Annotated in this window: 4 protein-coding genes (1 of these 4 running past the window's edge); all 4 read right to left on the bottom strand. The window is 74.0% G+C overall.

Going from position 1 to position 20,750, the window contains the following annotated elements:
* Tightly spaced (each overlapping or abutting the next), the 4 genes in view from ASC98_RS10885 to ASC98_RS10900 form a layout consistent with a single transcriptional unit that may run on beyond the window.
* Positions 1 to 6,438: a type I polyketide synthase gene (locus tag ASC98_RS10885; protein WP_056809349.1), complete on the bottom strand. Its 6,438-nt coding sequence runs from the start codon at positions 6,436 to 6,438 to the stop codon at positions 1 to 3.
* A complete protein-coding gene (locus tag ASC98_RS10890) occupies positions 6,435 to 12,275 on the bottom strand; it encodes a type I polyketide synthase (protein WP_056819938.1) in 5,841 nt (1,946 codons plus the stop codon). Before ASC98_RS10890 ends, ASC98_RS10885 begins: the two co-directional genes overlap by 4 nt.
* Positions 12,276 to 20,012 carry a type I polyketide synthase gene (locus ASC98_RS10895; RefSeq protein WP_056809353.1) on the bottom strand — a complete coding sequence of 2,579 codons (7,737 nt, stop codon included), beginning with the start codon at positions 20,010 to 20,012 and terminating at the stop codon, positions 12,276 to 12,278.
* Positions 20,009 to 20,750, bottom strand: partial view of a type I polyketide synthase gene (locus ASC98_RS10900; RefSeq protein ID WP_056819941.1) — the 3' end only. It continues 3,770 nt past the right edge of the window; 742 of the gene's 4,512 nt are visible here — the last part of the coding sequence; its start codon lies beyond the right edge, outside the window; its stop codon occupies positions 20,009 to 20,011. The genes ASC98_RS10895 and ASC98_RS10900 overlap by 4 nt, the downstream gene beginning before the upstream one ends.

Below are 20,750 nucleotides of genomic sequence, written 5' to 3' on the forward strand. Positions count from 1 at the left end.
TCACAGCGAGCCCTCCTCGAACACAGCCTGCGGTGCCGCATCGGACACGGCCAGCGGCAGATCCGCCAGCACCGACGCCGCCAGCGTCGCAATGCTCGGTCCCTTCAGCAGCGCCGCCACCGCGACCTTGGCCTTCAGCGCGGTCTGGATGCGGTTGCGCAGCTCCATCGCCATCAGCGAATCCATGCCCATCTCCATCAGCGAGCGCTGCGGATCCACCGGGTGCGAGGCCGGCAGCGCCAGCACGCGCACGATCTGCTCCGACAGGAAACCGACCAGCAGCGCGAGCCGGTCGTCCACCGGCGCCTGCGCCAGCTGCGCCAGGATGTCGACCTGCGCCGCGCCACCGGCCGGCGCCGCGGCCCGCACCGGCGCGTCCTGCACCAGCCTGCTGAAGAACGGCCCGAGGTTGCGCGGCAGCCGCGCGCGCACCAGCGGCATCGCAGCCATCTGCGGCGCGCGGGCCGATGCGAGCATCTGCTTCATCATCGCGACCCCTTCGTGCGGCGCGATCATCGCCAGCCCCATCGCGGCCCAGCGCCGGCGGTGCTGCTCGCCGATGCCGGCCGCCATGCCGACCTGCGACCAGCTGCCCCAGTCGATGCTCAGCGCATGCTGGCCGCGCGAGCGGCGCAGGTGGGCCAGCGCGTCGACGAACGAATTCGCCGCCGCATAGTTGCCCTGCCCCGGCGAGCCGAGCAGCGCGGCGCCCGACGAGAAGCCGATGAAGAAATCGAGCGCGAGGTTCGCGGTGAGCTCATGCAGGTTCCAGGTGCCGCGCACCTTCGGCGCCATCACCCGGGCGAAGCGCCGCATGTCCAGCTCGGCCAGCAGGCCGTCGTCGACCAGCCCGGCCGCGTGGATCACGCCGCGCAGCCGCGGCATCTGCGCCGCGATCTGCGTGACCAGGCGGGTCATCTGCCCGGTGTCGGCCACGTCGGCCTGCGCGACCAGCACCTGCACGCCGTCGGCCTGCAGCGCGTCGATCGCCGCCTGCGTCTCGGGCGACGGCGCACGCCGGCCGACCAGCACCAGGTGGCGCGCCCCCTCGGCCGCCAGCCACTGCGCGCTGACGAGGCCGAGGCCGCTCAGCCCGCCGCTGACCAGGTAGCTCGCATCCGGGCGCACCGGCGGCGTGCGGTGCTGCGTGATCACGACCTTGCCGACGTGGTGGCCCTGGCCCATGAAGCGGAAGGCGTCTTCGGCGCGCTCGATCGGGTAGAGCTTCTGCGGCAGCGGCTGCAGCACGCCGGTCGCGAAATCGGCCAGCAGCTCCTGCAGCATCTCGCGCACGAACTGCGGCCGCGCCGCGGCGATCTCGCCGAGGTACAGCGGGTGGTAGTGGCGGCCCGGGAATTCGTCGGCGACGCGCTCCGCGTCCCAGATGCCGGTCTTGCCGATCTCGACGAAATGCCCCCCCGGTTTCAGCAGCCCGAGGCTCGCCGGGATGAAATCGCCGGCCAGCGAGTTCAGCACGATGTCGACGCCTTCGCCCCCGGTGTCGCGGTCGACGTCGGCGACGAAGCCCAGCGAGCGTGAATCGGCCACATGCTGCACGCCGAGCCGCTGCGCGAGCGCGCGCTTGGCGGGCGTGCCGGCGGTGCCGAAGACCTCGGCGCCGGCCCGCTTCGCGAGCTGCGCGGCCGCCATGCCGACGCCGCCGGTCACCGCATGCAGCAGCACGCGGTCGCCCTTCTTCATGCCGGCCAGGTGCTTCAGCGCGTACTCGGCGGTCAGGAAGGTGACCGGAATCGTCGCCGCCTCGGCGAAGCTCATCTGCGGCGGCTTGCGCACCGTCAGCGACGCCGGCGCGAGCACCCAGGTCGCGAAGCTGCGGTCGACCATCGCGATCACCTCGTCGCCGACCTGCAGGTCATCGACGCCGGGACCGATGCCGGTGATCACGCCGGCGCATTCGTTGCCGAGCGGCCCCGGGTCGCCGGGGTACATGCCGAGCGCGTTCAGCACGTCGCGGAAGTTCAGCCCGGTCGCGACCACGCGGATCTCGACCTGGCCGGCGCCCGGGGCTTCGCGCGGCACCGGCTGCAGCGCCAGCTTGTCGAGCGAGCCGCGCTCGGTGATCTCGAGGCGCAGCGGCCGGTCGTCGGGGACGAACACGCCGGGCACCAGGCGGGCCGCGAGGCGCGTGCCGTCGCGCACTGCGATGCGGTCTTCGTCGTCGGCCTGCCACACGCTCGCGAACAGCAGCTCGGCCTCGTCGGTGCGCACCACCGGGTCGAGGTCGATGCGCACGCAGCGCGCGAGCGGGGCCTCGGACGCGATGACGCCGCCCAGCCCCCACACCGTCGCCTGCACCAGGTCCGGCACCGAACCCTGCACCGGCTGCGCGCCGCGCGTGACCAGCCAGCGCCGTGCGGTCGAATCGCCGAGCGCTTGCGCCGCGTGCAGCAGGTTGCCGAGCAGCAGCGCCTGCGCGGTCTCGATCGCCTCCAGCGCGTGCGCGACCGGCGGCACCAGCGCCCATAGCACGACCACGCCCTGCAACGGGCGGGGGTCGGCCTGCGCGGCCTCGTCGATCGCGCGGCGGATCTGCGCGCTGTCGGCCGCATCGACCTGCCAGCCTTCGGGCAAGGCCGCAAAACCGTCGCCGCGGTACAGCAGCGCGACGCCGGCGCCCTCGGCCTTCAGCCGCGTGGCAAGGCCGGCGCCGACGCCGGTGCGGTCGGCGAAGATCAGCCAGCGGCCGGCCGGCTCGGCGCGTGCGGAGGCCGTCGGCGCGGGCTGCCACTCGGTCTCGAACGCCCAATCCGGCGCCGTGCTCACCGCCGGCATGCCGGCCACCCGCTGCAGCGCCTCGTGCGTGATGCGGCGCAGCTCCAGCCCGGCCAGTTCGGCCAGCACCGCGCCGTCGTCGTCGTCGTCGAGCAGCGTCAGGTCGGCGCGCAGCACGTCGGCGTCGCGCCCGGCCGGCTCGACGCGCACCTGGCACCAGGCCTGCGAGACGCCGCCGCGGAACACGCGGTAGCCGGCCAGGCCGACCGGCACGCAGATGTCGTCGCTGGCCAGCGTGTCGTCGGCCCATGGCAGCCCGAGGCCGATCAGCTGCAGGCAGGCGTCGAGCAGTGCCGGGTGCAGCACCAGCCCGCCGGTCGGCAGCCCGGCCGGCAGCTGCACGCGGCCGAGCACCTGCCCACCGTCGCGCGAGATCGCGCCGATGCCGCGGAAGGCCGGCCCGTAGTGCGCGCCCTGGGCGGCCAGCTTGTCGTAGTACGGCGCGACCGGTTGCGACGCCGCACCGGCCAGCCGCCACGCCTCGGCGACCACCGGGGGCTCGCCGCGGCCGGGCACCAGCGTCGCGCTGGCATGCAGGCGCCAGTCGGCGTCCTCGGCAGCGCGGCTGAAGACCTGCACCGTCCGGGCATCCGCGCCGGCCGGCGTCACGATGACCTGCAGCGTCACGCCGCCCTGCTCCGGCAGCACCAGGCCTTCGCGGATCGCCAGGTCCTGCAGCCGCACGTCGTCGCCGCCGCTGACCTCGCGCGCGGCAGCCTGCATCAGCTCGAGGAAACCGGTGGCCGGGAACAGCGTGAAATCGAAGATGCGGTGGTCGGCCAGCCACGGTTGCGTGTCGAGGCCGATCGCGGCCTGGAAGATCGGCAGCGGGCTCGCCAGTGCGCCGCCGAGCAGTGCGTGCCGGGTTCGCGTCTCGGCGAGGGCCGGGCCCGCCGCGCCGCGCTGCGCCGCGGCGTCGAACTGCTGCCAGTAGTGTTCGCGCTGAAACGGATACGTCGGCAGCGTCGCGCGCGGCCGCGGCCCGTGCTGCACCGCGACCCAGTCCGGCCGCACGCCGCGCACGAACAGCTGGCCGAGGCTGTCGAGCATCGACAGCGCATCGTCGCGGCCCTTGCGCAGCGACGGGATCCACGCGCTGTCGGGCACCGCGCTGCCGCGCTGCGCCATGTTCAGCAGCGTCGGCTGGGGGCCGACCTCGATGAAGACGCGCAGCCCGTCGGCCTGCAGCGCGGCGATCGACTCGCCGAAGCGCACCGCATCGCGCACATGGCGACGCCAGTAGCCGGGCTGGCAGACCTCGTCGCCGGCCAGCCGGCCGCTGACGTTCGACGCGAGCACCAGCCGCGGCGGATGGAACGAGACCTGCGCCGCCACCGCCTCGAAGGCATCGAGCATCGGCTCCATCAGCGGCGAGTGGAACGCATGCGAGACCTTCAGCAGCTGCGACTCGATGCCGGCGACCGACAGCCGCTCCAGCGCCGCGTCGACCGCGTCGGTGCGGCCCGAGATCACGGTGTTCTGCGGGCCGTTCGCCGCGGCGACGGCCAGCACCGCCGCATCGCGCGCGATCGCGGCGCGCACGGTGGCCTCGTCGCTGAACACCGCGGCCATCGCACCGTTGCGCGGCAGCGCGCCCATCAGCCGGCCGCGTTCGACGATCAGCTTCAGGCCGTCGGCGAGGCTGAACACGCCGGCCACGCAGGCCGCGACGTACTCGCCGACGCTGTGGCCCATCACCGCGGTCGGCTTCACGCCCCACGATTGCCAGAGCTGCGCCAGCGCGTATTCGACGGCGAACAGCGCCGGCTGCGTGAACGCGGTGTCGTCGAGCCGTTCGGCGTCGTTCCAGATCACGTCGAGCAGGCTGCGGCCGAGCAGCGGCGCGGCGATGGCCTCGCACGCATCGAGCGCGGCGCGGAACGCCGGCTCGGAGTCGTACAGCCCACGGCCCATGCCGGCGTATTGCGCGCCCTGGCCGGTGAACAGGAAGGCGAGCTCGGGCACGGTGCCGCCGGCGGCCCGGCCGCGCGTGGTGCCGGCGCCGGGCGTGCCGGCGGTGAATTCGGCCAGGCTCGCCTTCAACGCGTCGGCGCTGCCGGCCACCACGGCGAGCCGCTCGACGAACGGCGAACGGCCGAGCGCGAGCGTCGCGGCGACCTGGTCCAGCGGCGCGTCGCCGGCCACCTCGGCGAGGCGGCGGGCGGCGGCGTCGAGGGCGGCGGGCGTCTGCGCGCTGAGCACGAACAGGTGAACGGCGCGTCCCTCCGTTCGCGCTGGAACGGGAGGGGCCGGGGCTTCTTCCAGCACCACATGCGCATTCGTCCCGCTGAAGCCGAACGAGCTGACGCTCGCGCGCCGCGGCTGCCCCGCGACCGCGGACCACGGCGTCGGCACCGTCGGCACCGTGATCGGCATCTCGTCCCATGCGATCAGGTGGTTGCGCTGCTTCAGGTGCAGGTGCGGCGGGATCGTGCGGTGCTGCAGCGCCATCGCGACCTTGATGACGCCGGCGACACCGGCCGCCGCTTCCAGGTGGCCGATGTTCGTCTTCACCGAACCGATCATCAGCGGCGTGCCGGCCGCGCGCTGGCCGTAGACCTGGTGCAGCGCCTTCACCTCGATCGGGTCGCCGAGCGGCGTGCCGGTGCCGTGCGCCTCGACATAGCCGATCTCGTCGGGCTTGACGCGTGCGTTCGCGAGCGCCGCACGGATCACCGCCTCCTGCGCGGTGCCGTTCGGCGCGGTCAGCCCGCTGCTGCGGCCGTCCTGGTTCAGCGCCGAGCCGCGCACCAGCGCGATCACGCGGTCGCCGTCGCGCTGCGCATCGGACAGCCGCTTCAGCACCAGCACGCCGCAGCCTTCGCCGCGCACATAGCCGTCGGCCGCGTCGTCGAAGGTCTTGCAGCGGCCGTCGAACGACATCATGCGGGCGCGCGAGGTCAGGATCGAGCCGTCGGCCGTCAGCGTCAGGTTCACGCCGCCGGCGAGCGCGAGGCTGGCCTCGCCGTTGCGCAGGCTTTGCACCGCCCAGTGGATCGCGACCAGCGACGACGAGCAGGCGGTGTCGATCGCGACGTTCGGCCCGTGCAGCCCGAGGAAGTACGACAGCCGCCCGGCCGCGACGCTGTGCGCGGTGCCCGACGGCGTGTAGGCGTCGCCGAAGCGCGAGCCGATGGCCTCGGACAGCTGGTTGGCATAGTCGTGCGTCGTGATGCCCATGTAGACGGCGGTGGGGCTGCCGGCCAGCGACGACGGCGCGATGCCGGCGTGTTCGAGCGACTCCCAGGTCACTTCCAGCAGCAGCCGCTGCTGCGGGTCGAGGCTGACCGCCTCGCGCGGCGAGATGCCGAAGAAGTGCGCATCGAAGCGGGCGACGTCCTTCACGAACCCGCCCCAGCGGGTGTAGCTCTTGCCGGGCACGTCGGGGTCGGCGTCGAAGCAGGCGTCGGCATCCCAGCGCTCTTTCGGCACCTCGGTGACGCCGTCGGTGCCGCTTTCGAGGAAACGCCAGAAGGCCTCGGGCGTGTCGCCGTCGCCGGGGAAGCGGCAGCCGATGCCGACGATCGCGATCGGCTCGTGGCGCGATTGCTCGGCGGCCTTCAGCTTCGCTTCGAGCTGGTCGATGGCCTGCAGCGAGCGTTTCAGCAGCGCGGCGTGGTCGGGGGTCTGCCGGGTGTCGGTCACGGGGTCTCCTGGGCGCCGATGCCGTCGAGGCGTCGCATCAGCTGCATCGCGAGTTCATCTTCGGACAGCGCGTCGAGGCTGTCCGCGGGTGGGGGCTCCGGCGCCGCAACGGCGGTCGCCGCCGCTTCGGCGAACTGCTCCGCGAACACCTCGTTCGCCAGGTGCTCGGTCAGCGCCGCCACCGACGGGTGGTCGAAGGTCACCGTCGCGGCCAGCGTGCGGCCGACGCTCTGGCCGAGCAGGTTGCGCAGTTCCACCGCCATCAGCGAATCGAGGCCGAGCTGGCGCAGCGGCTCGGTCACGTCCAGCTCGTCGGCACGCTGCACGCCCAGCACCTTCACCGTCAGCCGGCGCACCTCGTCGCGCAGAACGGTCTTTCGGCGGGCCGGCAGCGCGGCCGCCATGCGCTCGTGCAGCGACGGCACGGCCTGCACCGGGGTCGACGGCGCCTGGCCCGGCGCCGCCTCGGCCACCGCCAACTCGCTGAACAGCGGCGGCTCGGTGCCCGCGGCGCGCTGCTCGCGCAGGTGCGCCCAGTCGCTGGCCAGCACCGCGATCTGCGCGGTCTCGAACGGGCTGCGCGCGCCGTCGCGGCGCATCGCATGGTCGAGCGCGGCCAGGCCGTCGGCCGGCGCGATCGGCCGCAGCGAACCGGGCTGCTCCAGCCGGCGGTCGGCCGCGGCACCGATCTCGGCCCATGGCCCCCAGTTGATGCTGAGCGTCGGCAGCCCCTGCGCCTGGCGGTGCCATGCGAGCGCGTCCTCGAAAGCGTTCGCCGCCGCATGGTTGACCTGCCCCGGCGAGCCGGCCACCGACGCGCCGGACGAGAAGAACACCATGAAGTCGAGCTCGCCGCACAGCGTGTGCAGGTTCCAGCTGCCGAACACCTTCGGTCCCATCACGGTCTCGAAGCGCGGCCAGGTCTGGCCGGCGATCACGCCGTCGTCGAGCACGCCGGCCGCGTGGACCACGCCGGCCAGCGGCGCGCCCAGCCCGGCCAGCACGCGCTGCACGTCGTCGCGCCGGGCCACGTCGCCGAGCGCGAGCTGCACCTCGACACCCTGCGCCCGCAGCCGGTCGATCACGCGCTGGGCGCGCTCGTCGGCCGCGCGCCGGCCCATCAGCACCAGGTTGCGCGCGCCCTGGTCGGCCAGCCATTCGGCGACGCGCAGCCCGAGTCCGCGCAACCCACCGGTCACCAGGTAGCTGCGCGCCGCATCGATGGCCAGGCTGCCGTGCAGCGCATGCGCTTCGTGCCGCACCAGCCGCCGCACCAGCCGGCGGCTGCCGCGCAGCGCGAGCTGGTCTTCGCGCGACGCCGATTGCAGCTCGGCGACCAGCGCCGCCGCAGCGGTCGCCGCATCGGCCGCCGGATCGAGGTCGATGCGCGTGCACTGCAGCTCCGGGTGCTCGATCGCGACCACATGAGCCATGCCCCAGGCGGTCGCCTGCGCCGGGTTCGCGCCGTCGTGGCGGTGCGTCGCCTGCGCGCCGCGCGTCGCGATCCACAGCGCGGGCCGCGTCGCGCCCGGCTGGGCCGCCATCGTCTGCACCGTCTGCAGCAGCGTGCCGACGATGAATTGCTGGTCGCGGGCGACGTCGTCGGTCGACAACCCGGCGTGCGCGACGAGGTCGAGCGCCTGCAGTTGCACGACGCCGCGGCACGGCAGCGGGCTGCGCAGCGCCTGCAGCAAGGCATCGGCCGTCGGTGCCACCAGCTCCGGCAGCTCGCCGGCACGCCGCAGCTCGCTCATCAGCGCATCGGCGAAACCGGCCCGGTCGCCGAGCACCAGCCAACGCGACGGCTCCCGTTCGACCGCGTCCGCCGGCGCCTGCGCGACGAACACCGCCTGCTGTGCCAGCACCGGGTGCGTCGTCGCGCCCGGCAGCGGCGTCGGGTCCTGCAGGCCGTGCTGCGACAACAGCGCCGTCCAGCCCTCGCGCGGCATCAGCGCATAGCGGCGCCGCTGCGTGTCGGTGTAGGCCCACCAGCCGTCGAGCAGGCCGACCGTCAGGTCGCCGAAGCGCTGCGGCGTCGTGCCTTCGAGCAGCACCAGCACGCCGCCCGGCGCGAGCAATTGCCGCACGTGGCGCATCGTCACGTCGAGGTCGGGCGTCGCATGCAGCACGTTCGCGCCGAGCACCAGGTCGTAGCCGCCGGCCGCGAAGCCCTGCTCGGCGGGCGCGCGGCCGATGTCGAGCAGCGCGTAGCGCATGAAGCCGTGCGCCGCGAACTTCTCGCGGGCCCGGTTCAGGAACAGCGGCGACACGTCGGTGAAGGTGTACTCGAGGCGCGTGCCGCCCTGCGCCGGCAGCATCGGCAGCAGGTAGCCGGTCGTGCTGCCGGTGCCGGCGCCGATCTCCAGCACGCGCAGCGGCCGGCCGGCCGGCCACGCGGCCACCAGCGCGCCCACCGTCTCGGCGATCACGCTGTTGTAGGTCTTCGCCGGCGGCGAGTGGCGGTACAGCCGCTCGGTGTCGTCCAGCGACCCGCCGGGGAACAGCAGCGCAAGCGGGTCGACCCGGCCGCGCAGCACCGCGGCCAGCTCGCGGCCGCAGCGGCGCGTGATCACCAGCTCGGCATCGCCTTGCGGATGGCGCGCGAGCAGCTCGTCGGCCAGGTCCTCGGGGTCGGTGTCGTCCGGCGTGCGGCGCACGACGTAGGTGGCGCCGTCGCGCACCAGGAAGCCGTCTTCGGCCAGCATCGCCAGCATGCGCTGCACCAGCCGCGCATGCGCCGGCAGCGTGTCGAAGCGCTCGGGCGCGATCGCGGTGGCGGGCGCGAAGCCGCAGCCGAGCAGGCGCAACGCGCGCACGACGTAGGCCGACGCCAGCCGGTCGAGTCCGACCAGGAAATCGGCATAGGCCGCGAGGCCGTTCTGCGCGGCGATCGCATCGATGCGCGGCAGCACGCGGGCCGCGAGTTGCGCCGGGGCCAGCGGCTGCACCGCGGGCCGTTCGGCCTCGCGCCAGGCGATCTCGTGCAGCATCTGCTGCACACGCGGCGGCAGGCCGGCGCCGTCCGCCTCGGCCGCGCTGGCCGCTGGCGGCGTGGTCGACGCGAACGCCGGCCAGTAGCGCTCGCGCTGGAACGGGTAGCTCGGCAGCGCGACGCGGCGCGCGCCGCGGCCGGCGTCGAACGCCGCCCAGTCGATCTCGACGCCCTGCGCGAACAGTTGCCCAAGGCTGTCGAGCATCTGCGCCAGGTCGTCCTTGCCGCGCCGCAGCGACGGCAGCCAGGTGCCGCGCTCGGGCAGGCAGGCGCGGCCCAGGCCGAGCAGCGTCGGGTGCGGGCCGATCTCGACGAACAGCTCGCAGCCGCCGTCGGCCAGTGCCTGCATCGCCGGCGCGAACTGCACCGCGGCCATCACATGCTCGCGCCAGTAGCGGGCGGTCGCGATCTCGGCGCCGATCGGCCGGCCGGTGACGTTGGACACCAGGTCGATGCGCGGCGCGCTGTAGGCGATGCCCTCGGCGACCCGCTCGAACTCGTCGAGCATCGGCGCCATCAGCGGCGAATGGAAGGCGTGCGAGACCTTCAGCCGCGCGACGTCGAGGCCGGCCGCCTGCAGCTGCGTGGCGATCGCGTCGACCGCCATCGCGAGGCCGGAGATCACGATGTTGTCGGGGCCGTTGACCGCGGCGACCGAGACCTCGCGGCGCCACGGGGCCAGCAGGTCGGCGATGCGCGCTTCGCTCGCCATCACCGACAGCATCGCGCCGTTGCGCGGCAAGGCACCCATCAGGCGGCCGCGCCCGGCCACCAGCCGCAGCGCGTCGTCGAGGCTGAACACGCCGGCGATGCAGGCCGCGACCAGCTCGCCGACGCTGTGCCCCATCACCGCCTGCGGCTGCACGCCCCAGGACTGCCACAGCGTGGCCAGCGCGTATTCGACCGCGAACAGCGCCGGTTGCGTGTACGCGGTATCGTCGAGCGGCGCCCCTTCGCGGAACAGCACGTCGAGCAGCGGTATCGGCAGTTGCAAGCCCGCGGCGCAGCGATCGAGCGCGTCGCGGAACACCGGCTCGCCGTCGTACAGCCCGCGTGCCATGCCGATCGATTGCGAGCCCTGGCCGGTGAACAGGAACGCGAGCTTCGGCGCACGCGCCGGCGCGGTGCCGGCGGTGACGCCGGGGGCGTCGTCGCCGGCCAGCCAGGCCGACAAGCGCTCGCGCGCTTCGGCCGGCGTCGCAGCGCTGACGGCCACGCGCTGCGCGAAGCGGGCGCGGCCGGTGTTCGCGCTGAACGCCAGGTCGGCGAGCGATGCGTCATCGTTCAGCAGCGGCAGATGCTGCTGCACCAGCTCGCGCAGCGCGGCCGGCTGCTTTGCTGTCAAGGTCAAGAGCTGCATCGCTCGAGGGTCGCGGGCCGAGCGCCGGGCCGCTCCCAAGCCGGCCCGCGCTCCCCCTGGGGGAGTGGCCGGCGTATCCGCCGGACGAGGGGTCGTCATCGCCGCCATCACCAGGTGCACGTTGGTGCCGCTGAAGCCGAACGAGCTGACGCCGCCGATGCGCGGCGATCCCGCCTGTTCCGGCCACGGTGCGAGCGCGGTCGGCACGCGCACCGGCAGCTCGTCCCACGGGATGAACGGGTTCGGCTGCTGCAGGTGGATCTGCCCCGGCACCTGCGCCTGTTGCAGCGCCATCGCCATCTTGATCACCGCGGCGACGCCGGCCGCCGCCTCCAGGTGCCCGACGTTCGCCTTCACCGAGCCGAGCAGCAGCGGCGCATCGGCCGCGCGGCCCTCGCCCATCACCGCGCCGAGCGCCTGCACCTCGATCGGGTCGCCGAGCGAGGTGCCCGTGCCGTGCGCCTCGACGACACCGACCTCGGCCGGCAGCACGCGCGCATCGGCCAGCGCGTCGCGCAGCACCGCTTCCTGCGACGGGCCGTTCGGCGCGGTCAGCCCGTTGCTGCGGCCGTCCTGGTTCGCGGCCGAGCCGCGGATCAGCGCGATCACGGTGTCGCCGTCGGCCTGCGCATCGGCCAGCCGCTTCAGCACCAGCAGCCCGCAGCCTTCGCCGCGCACGAAGCCGTCGGCGCGCGCGTCGAAGGCCTTGCAGCGGCCGTCCGGCGCCATCATGTGCGAGCGCGACAGTGCGACCGTGATCTCCGGGCTCAGCACCAGGTTGACGCCGCCGGCCAGCGCCTGGTCGCACTCGCCGCGGCGCAGGCTGTGCACCGCCTGGTGGATCGCGACCATCGACGACGAGCACGCGGTGTCGACCGACACGCTCGGCCCGCGCGCGCCGAGCACGTACGACAAGCGTCCCGACGCGATGCTGTGTGCGATGCCCGACGCGGTGTAGGCGTCGTAGCTGTCGACACCGCCCTGGCGCAACAGCTGCCAGTAGTCGCCGGCCGACATCCCGACGAACACGCCGGTGCGGCTGCCCGCCACGCGCTCGGGGTTGATGCCGGCATGCTCCAGCGCCTGCCAGGCCACTTCGAGCAGCAGCCGCTGCTGCGGGTCCATGCTGAGCGCCTCGCGCGGCGAGACGCCGAAGAAATGCGCATCGAAGCCGTCGACCGGCCCGACGAAGCCGCCGAAGCGGGTGTTCATCGTGCCGGGGTGGTCGGGGTCGGGGTGGTACCAGTCGTCGATGGACCAGCGCTCGGCCGGCACCTCGGTGATCGCATCGACGCCATCGCGCACCAGCGCCCAGAATTTCTCCGGCGTGTCAACGCCGCCCGGGAAGCGGCAGCCGATGCCGACGATCGCGATCGGCTCGCGCGCGGCGCCTTCGAGTTCCTGCACGCGCTGCTGCAGCTCGTCGGCCAGCAGCGCGAGGCGCTTCGGCGAGAAATGGCTGATGCGTTCGAGGAAGTCGGACATTCAGGGCCTCTTCAATTTCTTCGCGAACATCGCTTCGACTTCTTCGTCGCTCATCTCGTCGAGCGTGCCGACCGCGTCGGCCGCCTTGGCCACCACCGCCGGCGCGGCCGGCACCACCAGCACGTCGAGGTACGCCGCCAACGCCTCCAGCGTCGGGTGGTCGAACACCAGCGTCGCCGGCAGGCTGCGCGCCAGGCCGAGCCCGGTGCCGAGCCGGTTGCGCAGCTCCACCGCCATCAGCGAATCGAGCCCGAGTTCGTTCAGCGGCTGCCGGGGGTCGATGGCCTGCGCGTTCGGCGCATCGACCACCCGCGCGACATGCTCGGCGACGAAGCCCAGCAGCCGCTCGCGCCGGCGCTGCGGCGTGGCCTGCTTCAGCTCGTCGATCAGCGCGGCACCGGCGGCCGGCGCGGGCTTCGCGCCGGCCGCCGGCTTCGTGCCCGGCTTCGGCGCGCCGCGCAGGTGTTCGACCAGGTGCGAGACGAACGGACCGGGCGTGCCACCGCTTGCCAGGAAGCGCTCCCAGCGCACCGGGAACACGCCGGCATGCGGCGCCTCGGCCCGCATCAGCTTCTCCAGCAGCTCCAGCCCGTGCGCCGGCGTGATCACGTCGATGCCGCGCGCAGCCACCCGCTGGTCGACCTGCCGATCCGCCGCCGCGCCGACCTCGCTCCAGGCGCCCCAGCCGATGCTCAAGCCCGGCAGCCCGAGCGCGCGGCGGTGCGCGGCCAGCGCATCCATGAACGCGTTCGCCGCCGCATGGTTGGCCTGGCCGGACGAGCCGAGCACCGAGGCCATCGACGAATACAGCACGAAGAAGTCGAGCGGCTCGCCGCGCGTCAGCACATGCAGCGCCCAGCTGCCGTCGAGCTTCGGCCCGAGCGGCCGCACGAAGCGCGACCAGTCCTGCTGCAGCAGCGCGCCGTCTTCGAGCACGCCGGCCGAATGGATCACGCCGCGCAGCGGCAGCCCGCCCTGCGCGATGCCGTCGAGCACCCGCGCCACCTCGTCGGCGCGCGACATGTCGGCCTGCAGCGCCTGCACCTGCGCGCCCTGCGCGCGCATCGCATCGAGCGTGGCCTGCGCCGCGGGCGACGCGGCGCGCCGGCCGACCAGCACCAGGTGGCGCGCGCCGCGCTCGACCAGCCGGCCGGCCGTCAGCAGCCCGAGGCCCGACAACCCGCCGGTCACCAGGTAGACGCCGCGGGGCGTCAGCGCCTGCAACGACGCCTGCAGCGCATCGTGCTGCGTCAGCACCACCTTGCCGGTGTGCCGCGCCTGCGCCATGAAGCGGAAGGCCTCGCCGCCGCGTTCCAGCGGGAAGGCGTGCAGCGGCAGCGGCTTCAACTCGCCGCGCTGCACCGCGGCCATCACGTCGGCGAACAGCGCCTGCGCGGCCGCCGGGTCCTGGGAGCGCTGCGCATTCAGGTCGATCGCGTGGTAGCGCCCCTGCGGGCGCAGCTCGCGGAACTGCGACGGGCTCCAGATGTCGCGCTTGCCGATCTCGAGGAAGCTGCCCTGCGCCGACAGGCTGCGCACGCTGGCCGGGATGAATTCGCCGGCCAGCGAGTTCAGCACCAGGTCGACGCCGCGGCCGCCGGTCAGGCGGGCGACCTCCGCCTCGAAATCGAGCGTGCGCGAGTTCATCACGTGGGCCACGCCCTGCGCCCGCAGCAGCGCGCGCTTGGCCTCGCTGCCGGCGGTCGCGAACACCGTCGCGCCGGCGCGCTGCGCGATCTGCACCGCCGCCATGCCGACGCCGCCGGCCGCGGCATGCACCAGCACCGTCATGCCGGCGCGGATGCCGCCCAGCACCTGCAGCGCATGCCAGGCCGTCATCAACGCGAACGGCAGCGTCGCGCCCTCCGCGTAGCCGATGCCGCGCGGCAACGGCGCGACGTGCTGCGCGCCGGTCGTCATGCAGCTCGCGAAGCAGGCCTCGCCGGTCGCGACCACCGCATCGCCGATCGCCAAACCCTGCACCCCCTCGCCGAGCGCGACGATCGTGCCGGCGCATTCGCCGCCCAGCGGTTCCGGATCGGCGCGCAGCGCGACGGCGTTCATGATGTCGCGGAAGTTCAGCCCGGCCGCGCGCACGCGGATCTCGACCTCGCCGGGGCCGGGCGCGCGGCGCGTCATCGGCACCAGCGGCATCTCGTCGAACACGCCGCTGGCGGCCTTCTCCAGCCGCACCGGCGCCGGGTCGGACGGCGCGGCGCTGCCGTGCACCAGCCGCGCGACGAAGGCCTGCTCGCCGCGCAGCGCGAGCTGCGGCTCGTCGCCGTCGGCGCAGATCGCCTGCCACAGCGCGGCGGCCGCATCGTGCGTGTCGTCGAGGTCGATGCGCGTCGTGCGCAGCTCCGGATGCTCCAGCGCGACGACCTTCGCGAAGCCCCACACCGGCGCCTGCAACGGGTTCGGTGCCTCGCCGTCGCGCACCGGCTGCGCGCCGCGCGTCGCGATCCACAGCCGCGGCGTCGTGCCGGCCGCGAACGACTGCGCGCCGAGCGCCTGCACCAGCGCCAGCAGCGAGCCGAGGCTCGCGCGCTGCGTGTCGACCAGCGACGCCGCGCTGCCGGCATCGGGCACCGCCAGTTCGAGCGCACCCAGGTGGACGATGCCGCGCAGGCTGCGGCCGGCCACGAGCGAAGCCATGTCGGCCCCGGCCTCGGCCACCAGCACCTCGTGCCCGGCCGCGCGCATCTGCACCGCCAGCGCATCGCCGACACCGGCGCGGTCGCCGACCAGCAGCCAGCTCGACGCCGGCAGCGCATCGACCGCCTGCACCGGTCGGCGCGCGGCCAGCAGCACCTCGCGCGAATTCGGCTGCGGCGCGTCGATCGCGGCAGCCTCGAAGCCGAGCTCGCCGAGCAGCGCGAGCCAGCGCTCGCGCGACAGCAGCGGGTACGCCGGCCGCAGCGCGGTGTCGGTGAAGCGCCACCAGCCGTCGGTCAGCCCGAAGGTGATGTCGATCCAGCGCTCCATGCCGGCCACCTCCAGCATCAGCAGCGTGCCGCCCGGCGCGAGCACCTGGCGGACCTGGCCGAGCGTGCGGCCGAGGTCGGCGGTCGCGTGGATCACGTTGGCCGCGATGACGATGTCGAAGTGCTGCCCGGCCAGCTGGGTCGCCAGCGAGCCTTCGAGGTCCAGCGGCTGGAAGCGCATGAACGGGTGCAGCCCGAAGCGCTCGCGGGCGCGGGCCACCATCAGCGGGCCGAGGTCGGTGAACAGGTAGTCGCAGCGGTCGGCCGGCAACATCGGCGCGACCCACGCGGTGCTGCCACCGGTGCCGCCACCCACCTCGAGGATGCGCAGCTTCTGCCCCGCCGGCAGCCGCGCGAGCGCGACGCGCACCGTCTCGCGCAGCAGCTGGTTGTAGGCCTTGGCCTCGGGGGCATCGCGGTACAGCGCCTCGGCCAGTTCGGCCGAGCCGTTCGGGAACAGCTGGTGCAGCGGATCGGCGCGGCCGGCCAGGATGTCGGCCAGCACCGCGCCGCAGTTCGCGGTGAGCAGGATGCGCGGGCGCGAGGCCGGGTGGCATTGCAGCAGCGGCGCGACGCGCTGGGCTGGGTCGGACACCGAATGCCAGTTCGCGACGGTGAAGCCACCACGGTCATCGCCACCGTCGGCGCGCAGCCAGCCGTCCTCGGCCAGGATCGCGAGCAGCCGCGGCAGCAGCCGGTGGTAGCGCGGCGCGAGCTTCAGGCGCCGCGCCAGTTCGTCGGCCTGCACGCGTTCGCCGGGCGCCGGCGACCAGCCGAGTTCGCCGAGCGCGCGCGCGATCCAGGCCGCGCTCAGCGCTTCGAGCGCGACGAAAGCCTGCTGGTAGTCGGCCAGGTCGTGCTCGCGCGACAGGTCGTCGAGCCGCGGCCCGGCCTGCGCGGCCAGCTCGGCCGGCGTCGGCAGCCAGCCGGCATCGGGCACCGGCTCCCACGCGATGCGGTAGACCGGCTCGCTCGCGGCCGCGGTCGCCGGTGCCGTGGCGGCGCGCAGCGCGATGCCATTCAGGGTTGCGACGGTGCCGTGGGTGTCGAACAGCACCAGCTCGGCCTTCAGCGTGTCGCCGCTGCCGCCGGGCGTGATGCGCACGTGGCTGCTCAAGCGGTCGCCAGACGCGCGGTGCACCGCGACGCGGCCGATCGCGAGCGGCAGGTACGCGCGGCCCGCGGCGGCCTGCGCCGGCAGCGCGGCGGCCATCACCTGCAGCGATGCGTCGAGCAGCGCCGGGTGCATCACGTAGTCGGCGCGGCCGGCCGCCGGCGGCAGCGCGATCTCGCCGAGCGCCTCGCCGTCGCGCCGCAAGAGGCGCTGCACGCCTTGCAACGCAGGGCCAAACGCCAGCTGGCGCGCGGCGAGGTTCGCGTAGTGGCTGCCGGCATCGATCGATTCGGTGCAGCGGGCATGGATCGCTTCCGCCGATTCATGCGACGGCGATGCGTCGATCGCCGCATAGCGGCCCTGCACGTGGGTGTGCCAGGCGTCGTCGGGCTCGCCGTCGCCGAGCGACAGGATCTCGAAGGTGTCGGCCTCGCTGTCGGCCCCGCTGTCGGCCCCGTGCCGCAGCAGCAGTTGCAGCGTGCGGGCTTCATCCGGTGCGAACACCAGCGGTTCCGAGATCACGACATCGGCCACCGCCCGCGCCGCGCCGGACACGATGCGGCTCGCGGCCAGCGCCATTTCCAGGAAGCCGGTGGCCGGCAGGATCACGCGGCCTTGCACCTGGTGGTCGGCCAGGTACGGCAGGTCGTCGCCGCGCAGCGTGGTCTCGAACTGCACGAGCTCGCGCAGCGGCGAGCGCAGCCGCGTGCCGAGCAGCGGGTGGCCGGTCGGCGTGCCGCTGCGCGCGGCCACCGGCGGGCGCGCCTGGAACCAGCAGCGCTCGCGGCGGAACGGGGTCGGCGGCAGTTCGGCGAGCCGGGCGCCGCTGGCCGACCAGACGGCGCGCCAGTCGAGCGGCGCGCCGGCCAGGAACAGCGCGGCCAGCGATTCGGCCAGCTGGTCGGCATCGACGCGGCCCTTGCGCAGCGTCGGCACGCGCACCGGCAGCTCGTCGACCAGGTCGGCGGCGAAATTCAGCAGCGTCGGGTGCGGGCCGACCTCGATGCAGACATCCGGCTTCAGCCCGGCCAGCGTGCGCAGGCCGTCGGCGAAGCGGACCGCCTCGCGCACATGGCGGCGCCAGTAGGCGGGTTGCGTGATCGCGCTGGCATCGGCGAGCTGGCCGGTGAGGTTGGACACCAGGCGCAGTTGCGGGCGCGCCATCGGGGTGGCGGCCGCGGCCGTCTCGAACGCATCGAGCACCGGAGCGACCAGCGGCGAATGGAAGGCATGCGAGACCGGCAGCTTCTGGCAGCGCACGCCGCGCGCGCCGAAGCGCTCGCAGACCGCGTCGACCGCGGCCGCGCTGCCGGAGATCACCGTCTGGGACGGTGCGTTGACGGCCGCGATCGACAGCTGCGCGGCGAACGGCGCGACCGCTTCGGCGACGTCGGCCTCGGCCGCGAAGACCGCCGCCATCGCGCCGCCGGCCGGCAGCGATTGCATCAGCCGGCCGCGCTCGGCGATCAGGGCCAGCGCCTGCGGCAGCGTCATCACGCCGGCCACGCAGGCCGCGGCGTACTCGCCGACCGAATGGCCGATCACGACATCGGGCGCGATGCCCCAGGCGGCCCAGAGTTTCGCGAGCGCGATCTCGACCGAGAACAGCGCCGGCTGGGTGTAGCGCGTCTCGTCGATCGCAGTGGTGTCGTCGAAGATCACGTCGAGCAGCGGCCGCGGCAGCACGCCGATGAGGGCCTGTGCGCACTCGTCGAGCGCAGCGCGGAACACCGGCTGCTGCGCGTAGAGCGCGCGCGCCATGCCGGCGTATTGCGCGCCCTGGCCGGTGAACAGGAAGGCGATGCGCGCCGGGTCGCGCCGGGTCACGCGGGCGGTCTGCACGCCGTCGGCCTCGCGGCCGTCGGCGAGCGCCAGCAGGCGTTCGCACAGCTCGGCAACCGAACGCGCCAGCACGGTGGCGCGCTGCGCGAAGCCCGCGCGGCTGACGGCGGCGGTGTAGCAGAGGTCGGGCAGCTCACTGTCGGGGCGGCCGGCCAGCGAGGTGGCGAAGCGGCGTGCGGTGTCGGCGAGCGAGGCTTCGTCGCGGGCGGACACGATGAACAGGTGAACGGCCCCACCCTCCGTTCGCCCTGAGCCTGTCGAAGGGTCGGGCTGAGCGGCATTCCGTTCGGGCTGAGCAGCACTCCATTGAGGCTGAGCAGCACTCCGTTCGGGCTGAGCTTGTCGAAGCCCTGGTGCCATGCGAGCCGGCCCTTCGACAGGCTCAGGGCGAACGGGGGGAGACGGCGCCTCTTCCACCACCACATGCGCATTCGTCCCGCTGAACCCGAACGAACTCACGCCCGCGATGCGCCGCCCGCCGATCGCCTCCCACGGCATCAGCGCGGTCGGCACCTTCAGCGGCTGGTCGCCCCACGCGATGTGCGGGCTCGGCGTCTTGAAGTGCAGGTGCGCCGGGATCTGCTGCCGCTGCAGCGACAGCACCAGCTTGATCAGCCCGGTGACGCCGGCTGCCGCTTCCAGGTGGCCGAGGTTGGTCTTCACCGAGCCGATCCACAGCGGCTGCGATGCGGCCCGTCCTTCGGAGAACACCGCGCCGAGCGCCTGCACCTCCAGCGGATCGCCGAGCTGCGTGCCGGTGCCGTGCGCCTCGACATACCCGACCTCGTGCGGCGCGATGCCGGCCCGCGCCAGCGCCTCGCGGATCACCGCCTGCTGCGCCGGGCCGTTCGGCGCGGTCAGCCCGCTGCTCGGGCCGTCCTGGTTGACCGCGCTGCCGCGCACCACCGCGAGGATGCGGTCGCCGTCGGCCTGCGCATCGCCGAGCCGCTTCAGCACCACCACGCCGCAGCCCTCGCCGCGCGCGAAGCCGTCGGCGGCCGCGTCGAAGGTCCTGCATTTGCCCTCCGGCGACAGCATGCGCGAATGCGACAGCGCGATGTACAGGTCCGGCGACAGGATCAGGTTCACGCCGCCGGCCAGCGCCATGCGGCAGTCGCGTGCCCGCAGCGCCTGGCAGGCCAGGTGCAGCGCGACCAGCGACGACGAGCAGGCGGTGTCGAGCGTGACGCTCGGCCCCTGCAGCCCGAGCAGGTACGACAGCCGGCCCGACGCGATGCTGTGCGCGATGCCCGATGCGAAGTGCGCATCGAGCAGCCCGCGGTCGCGCGTCTCCAGCTGCATCTGCGCATAGTCGTTGGCGCAGACGCCGACGTACACGCCGGTCGCTGAGCGCTCCAGCCGGTCGGGCGCCTGGCCGGCGTTCTCCAGCGCCTCCCAGGCGACTTCGAGCACCAGCCGCTGCTGCGGGTCCATGCCCTGCGCTTCGCGGCGGGTGATGCCGAAGAAGGCCGGATCGAAGCCGTCGACCGGGCCGAGGAAGCCGCCGCCGCGCGTCGCGATGCGGCCGGGCGCCTCGGGGTCGGGGTCGTACAGCGCGTCGACATCCCAGCGGTCGCGCGGCAGCGGGCCGGTCGCGTCGACGCCGTCGCGCATCAGCCGCCAGAAGCTGTCGCCATCGACGCCGCCGCCGGGCACGCGGCAGCCGAGCCCGATGATCGCGATCGGCTCGCGGGCCGCGCCTTCGAGCGCGGCGACCTTCGCCTGCGCCTGCTGCAACGCGAGGAACGCGCGCTGCAGCGGCGTCAGCGAGGGGGTGTCGGCGGCAGGACTGCTCAAGACCCCTCCAATCGGCTCATCAACAAGGTTTCGATCTCGGCATCGCTCATCGCCGCGACCGCCTCGACCGACGCATCCTGCGCCACCCCGGCCGGCGCGGTCTTGTCGGCCGCAACCGGTGCGGCCTTCGGCATCACGCGATCGAGCAGGTGCAGCGCCAGCGCGTCGATCGTCGGGTGGTCGAACATCAGCGTCGCCGGCAACGGCTTGTCGAGCCCGAGCCCGCTGCCGAGCTGGTTGCGCAGCTGCACCGCCATCAGCGAATCGAAGCCGATGTCCATCAGCCGGTCGGCGCGGCCGGGCGCCTCGGTGGCGTCGAGCCGCAGCACGCGCACGACGCGCTCGCGGACGAAGTCGCGCATCAGCTCGCTGCGCTCGCCGGCCATCGCGTCCTGCAAGCGCTGGCGGAAGGCCTGCGCGAGCTCGGCCGGTGCGGCGGCGGCGCGTTGCGGCGCGGCGTCCACCGCGGCATCGGCCGACACCGCCGCGCCCATCGCCTCGCCCGGCACGCGCGCGACGATCACATGCTGGCCCAGCGCCTCGGCCGGCGAACCGGCCGGCGGCCACGCACTCGCCTCGTCGAAGCCGGCCTCGCGCAAGGCCTCGATCCAGCGCGCCGGCGGCAGCAGCGGGTTGTCGCCGCGCAGGTCGTCGGCGAAGTGCTGCCAGCCTTCGATCAGCCCGGTCGTCATGTCGAACCACGGCAAGTGGGTCGTCGATTCGACCAGCACCAGCATG

Origin of the sequence: Rhizobacter sp. Root1238 (assembly GCF_001425825.1) — a bacterium.
Taxonomy (GTDB): Bacteria; Pseudomonadota; Gammaproteobacteria; order Burkholderiales; family Burkholderiaceae_C; genus Rhizobacter.

Excerpts from the sequence above, each read along its gene's own strand:
- ASC98_RS10890 (WP_056819938.1), bottom strand. The coding sequence starts at position 12,275 with ATGTCCGACTTCCTCGAACGCATCAGCCATTTCTCGCCGAAGCGCCTC.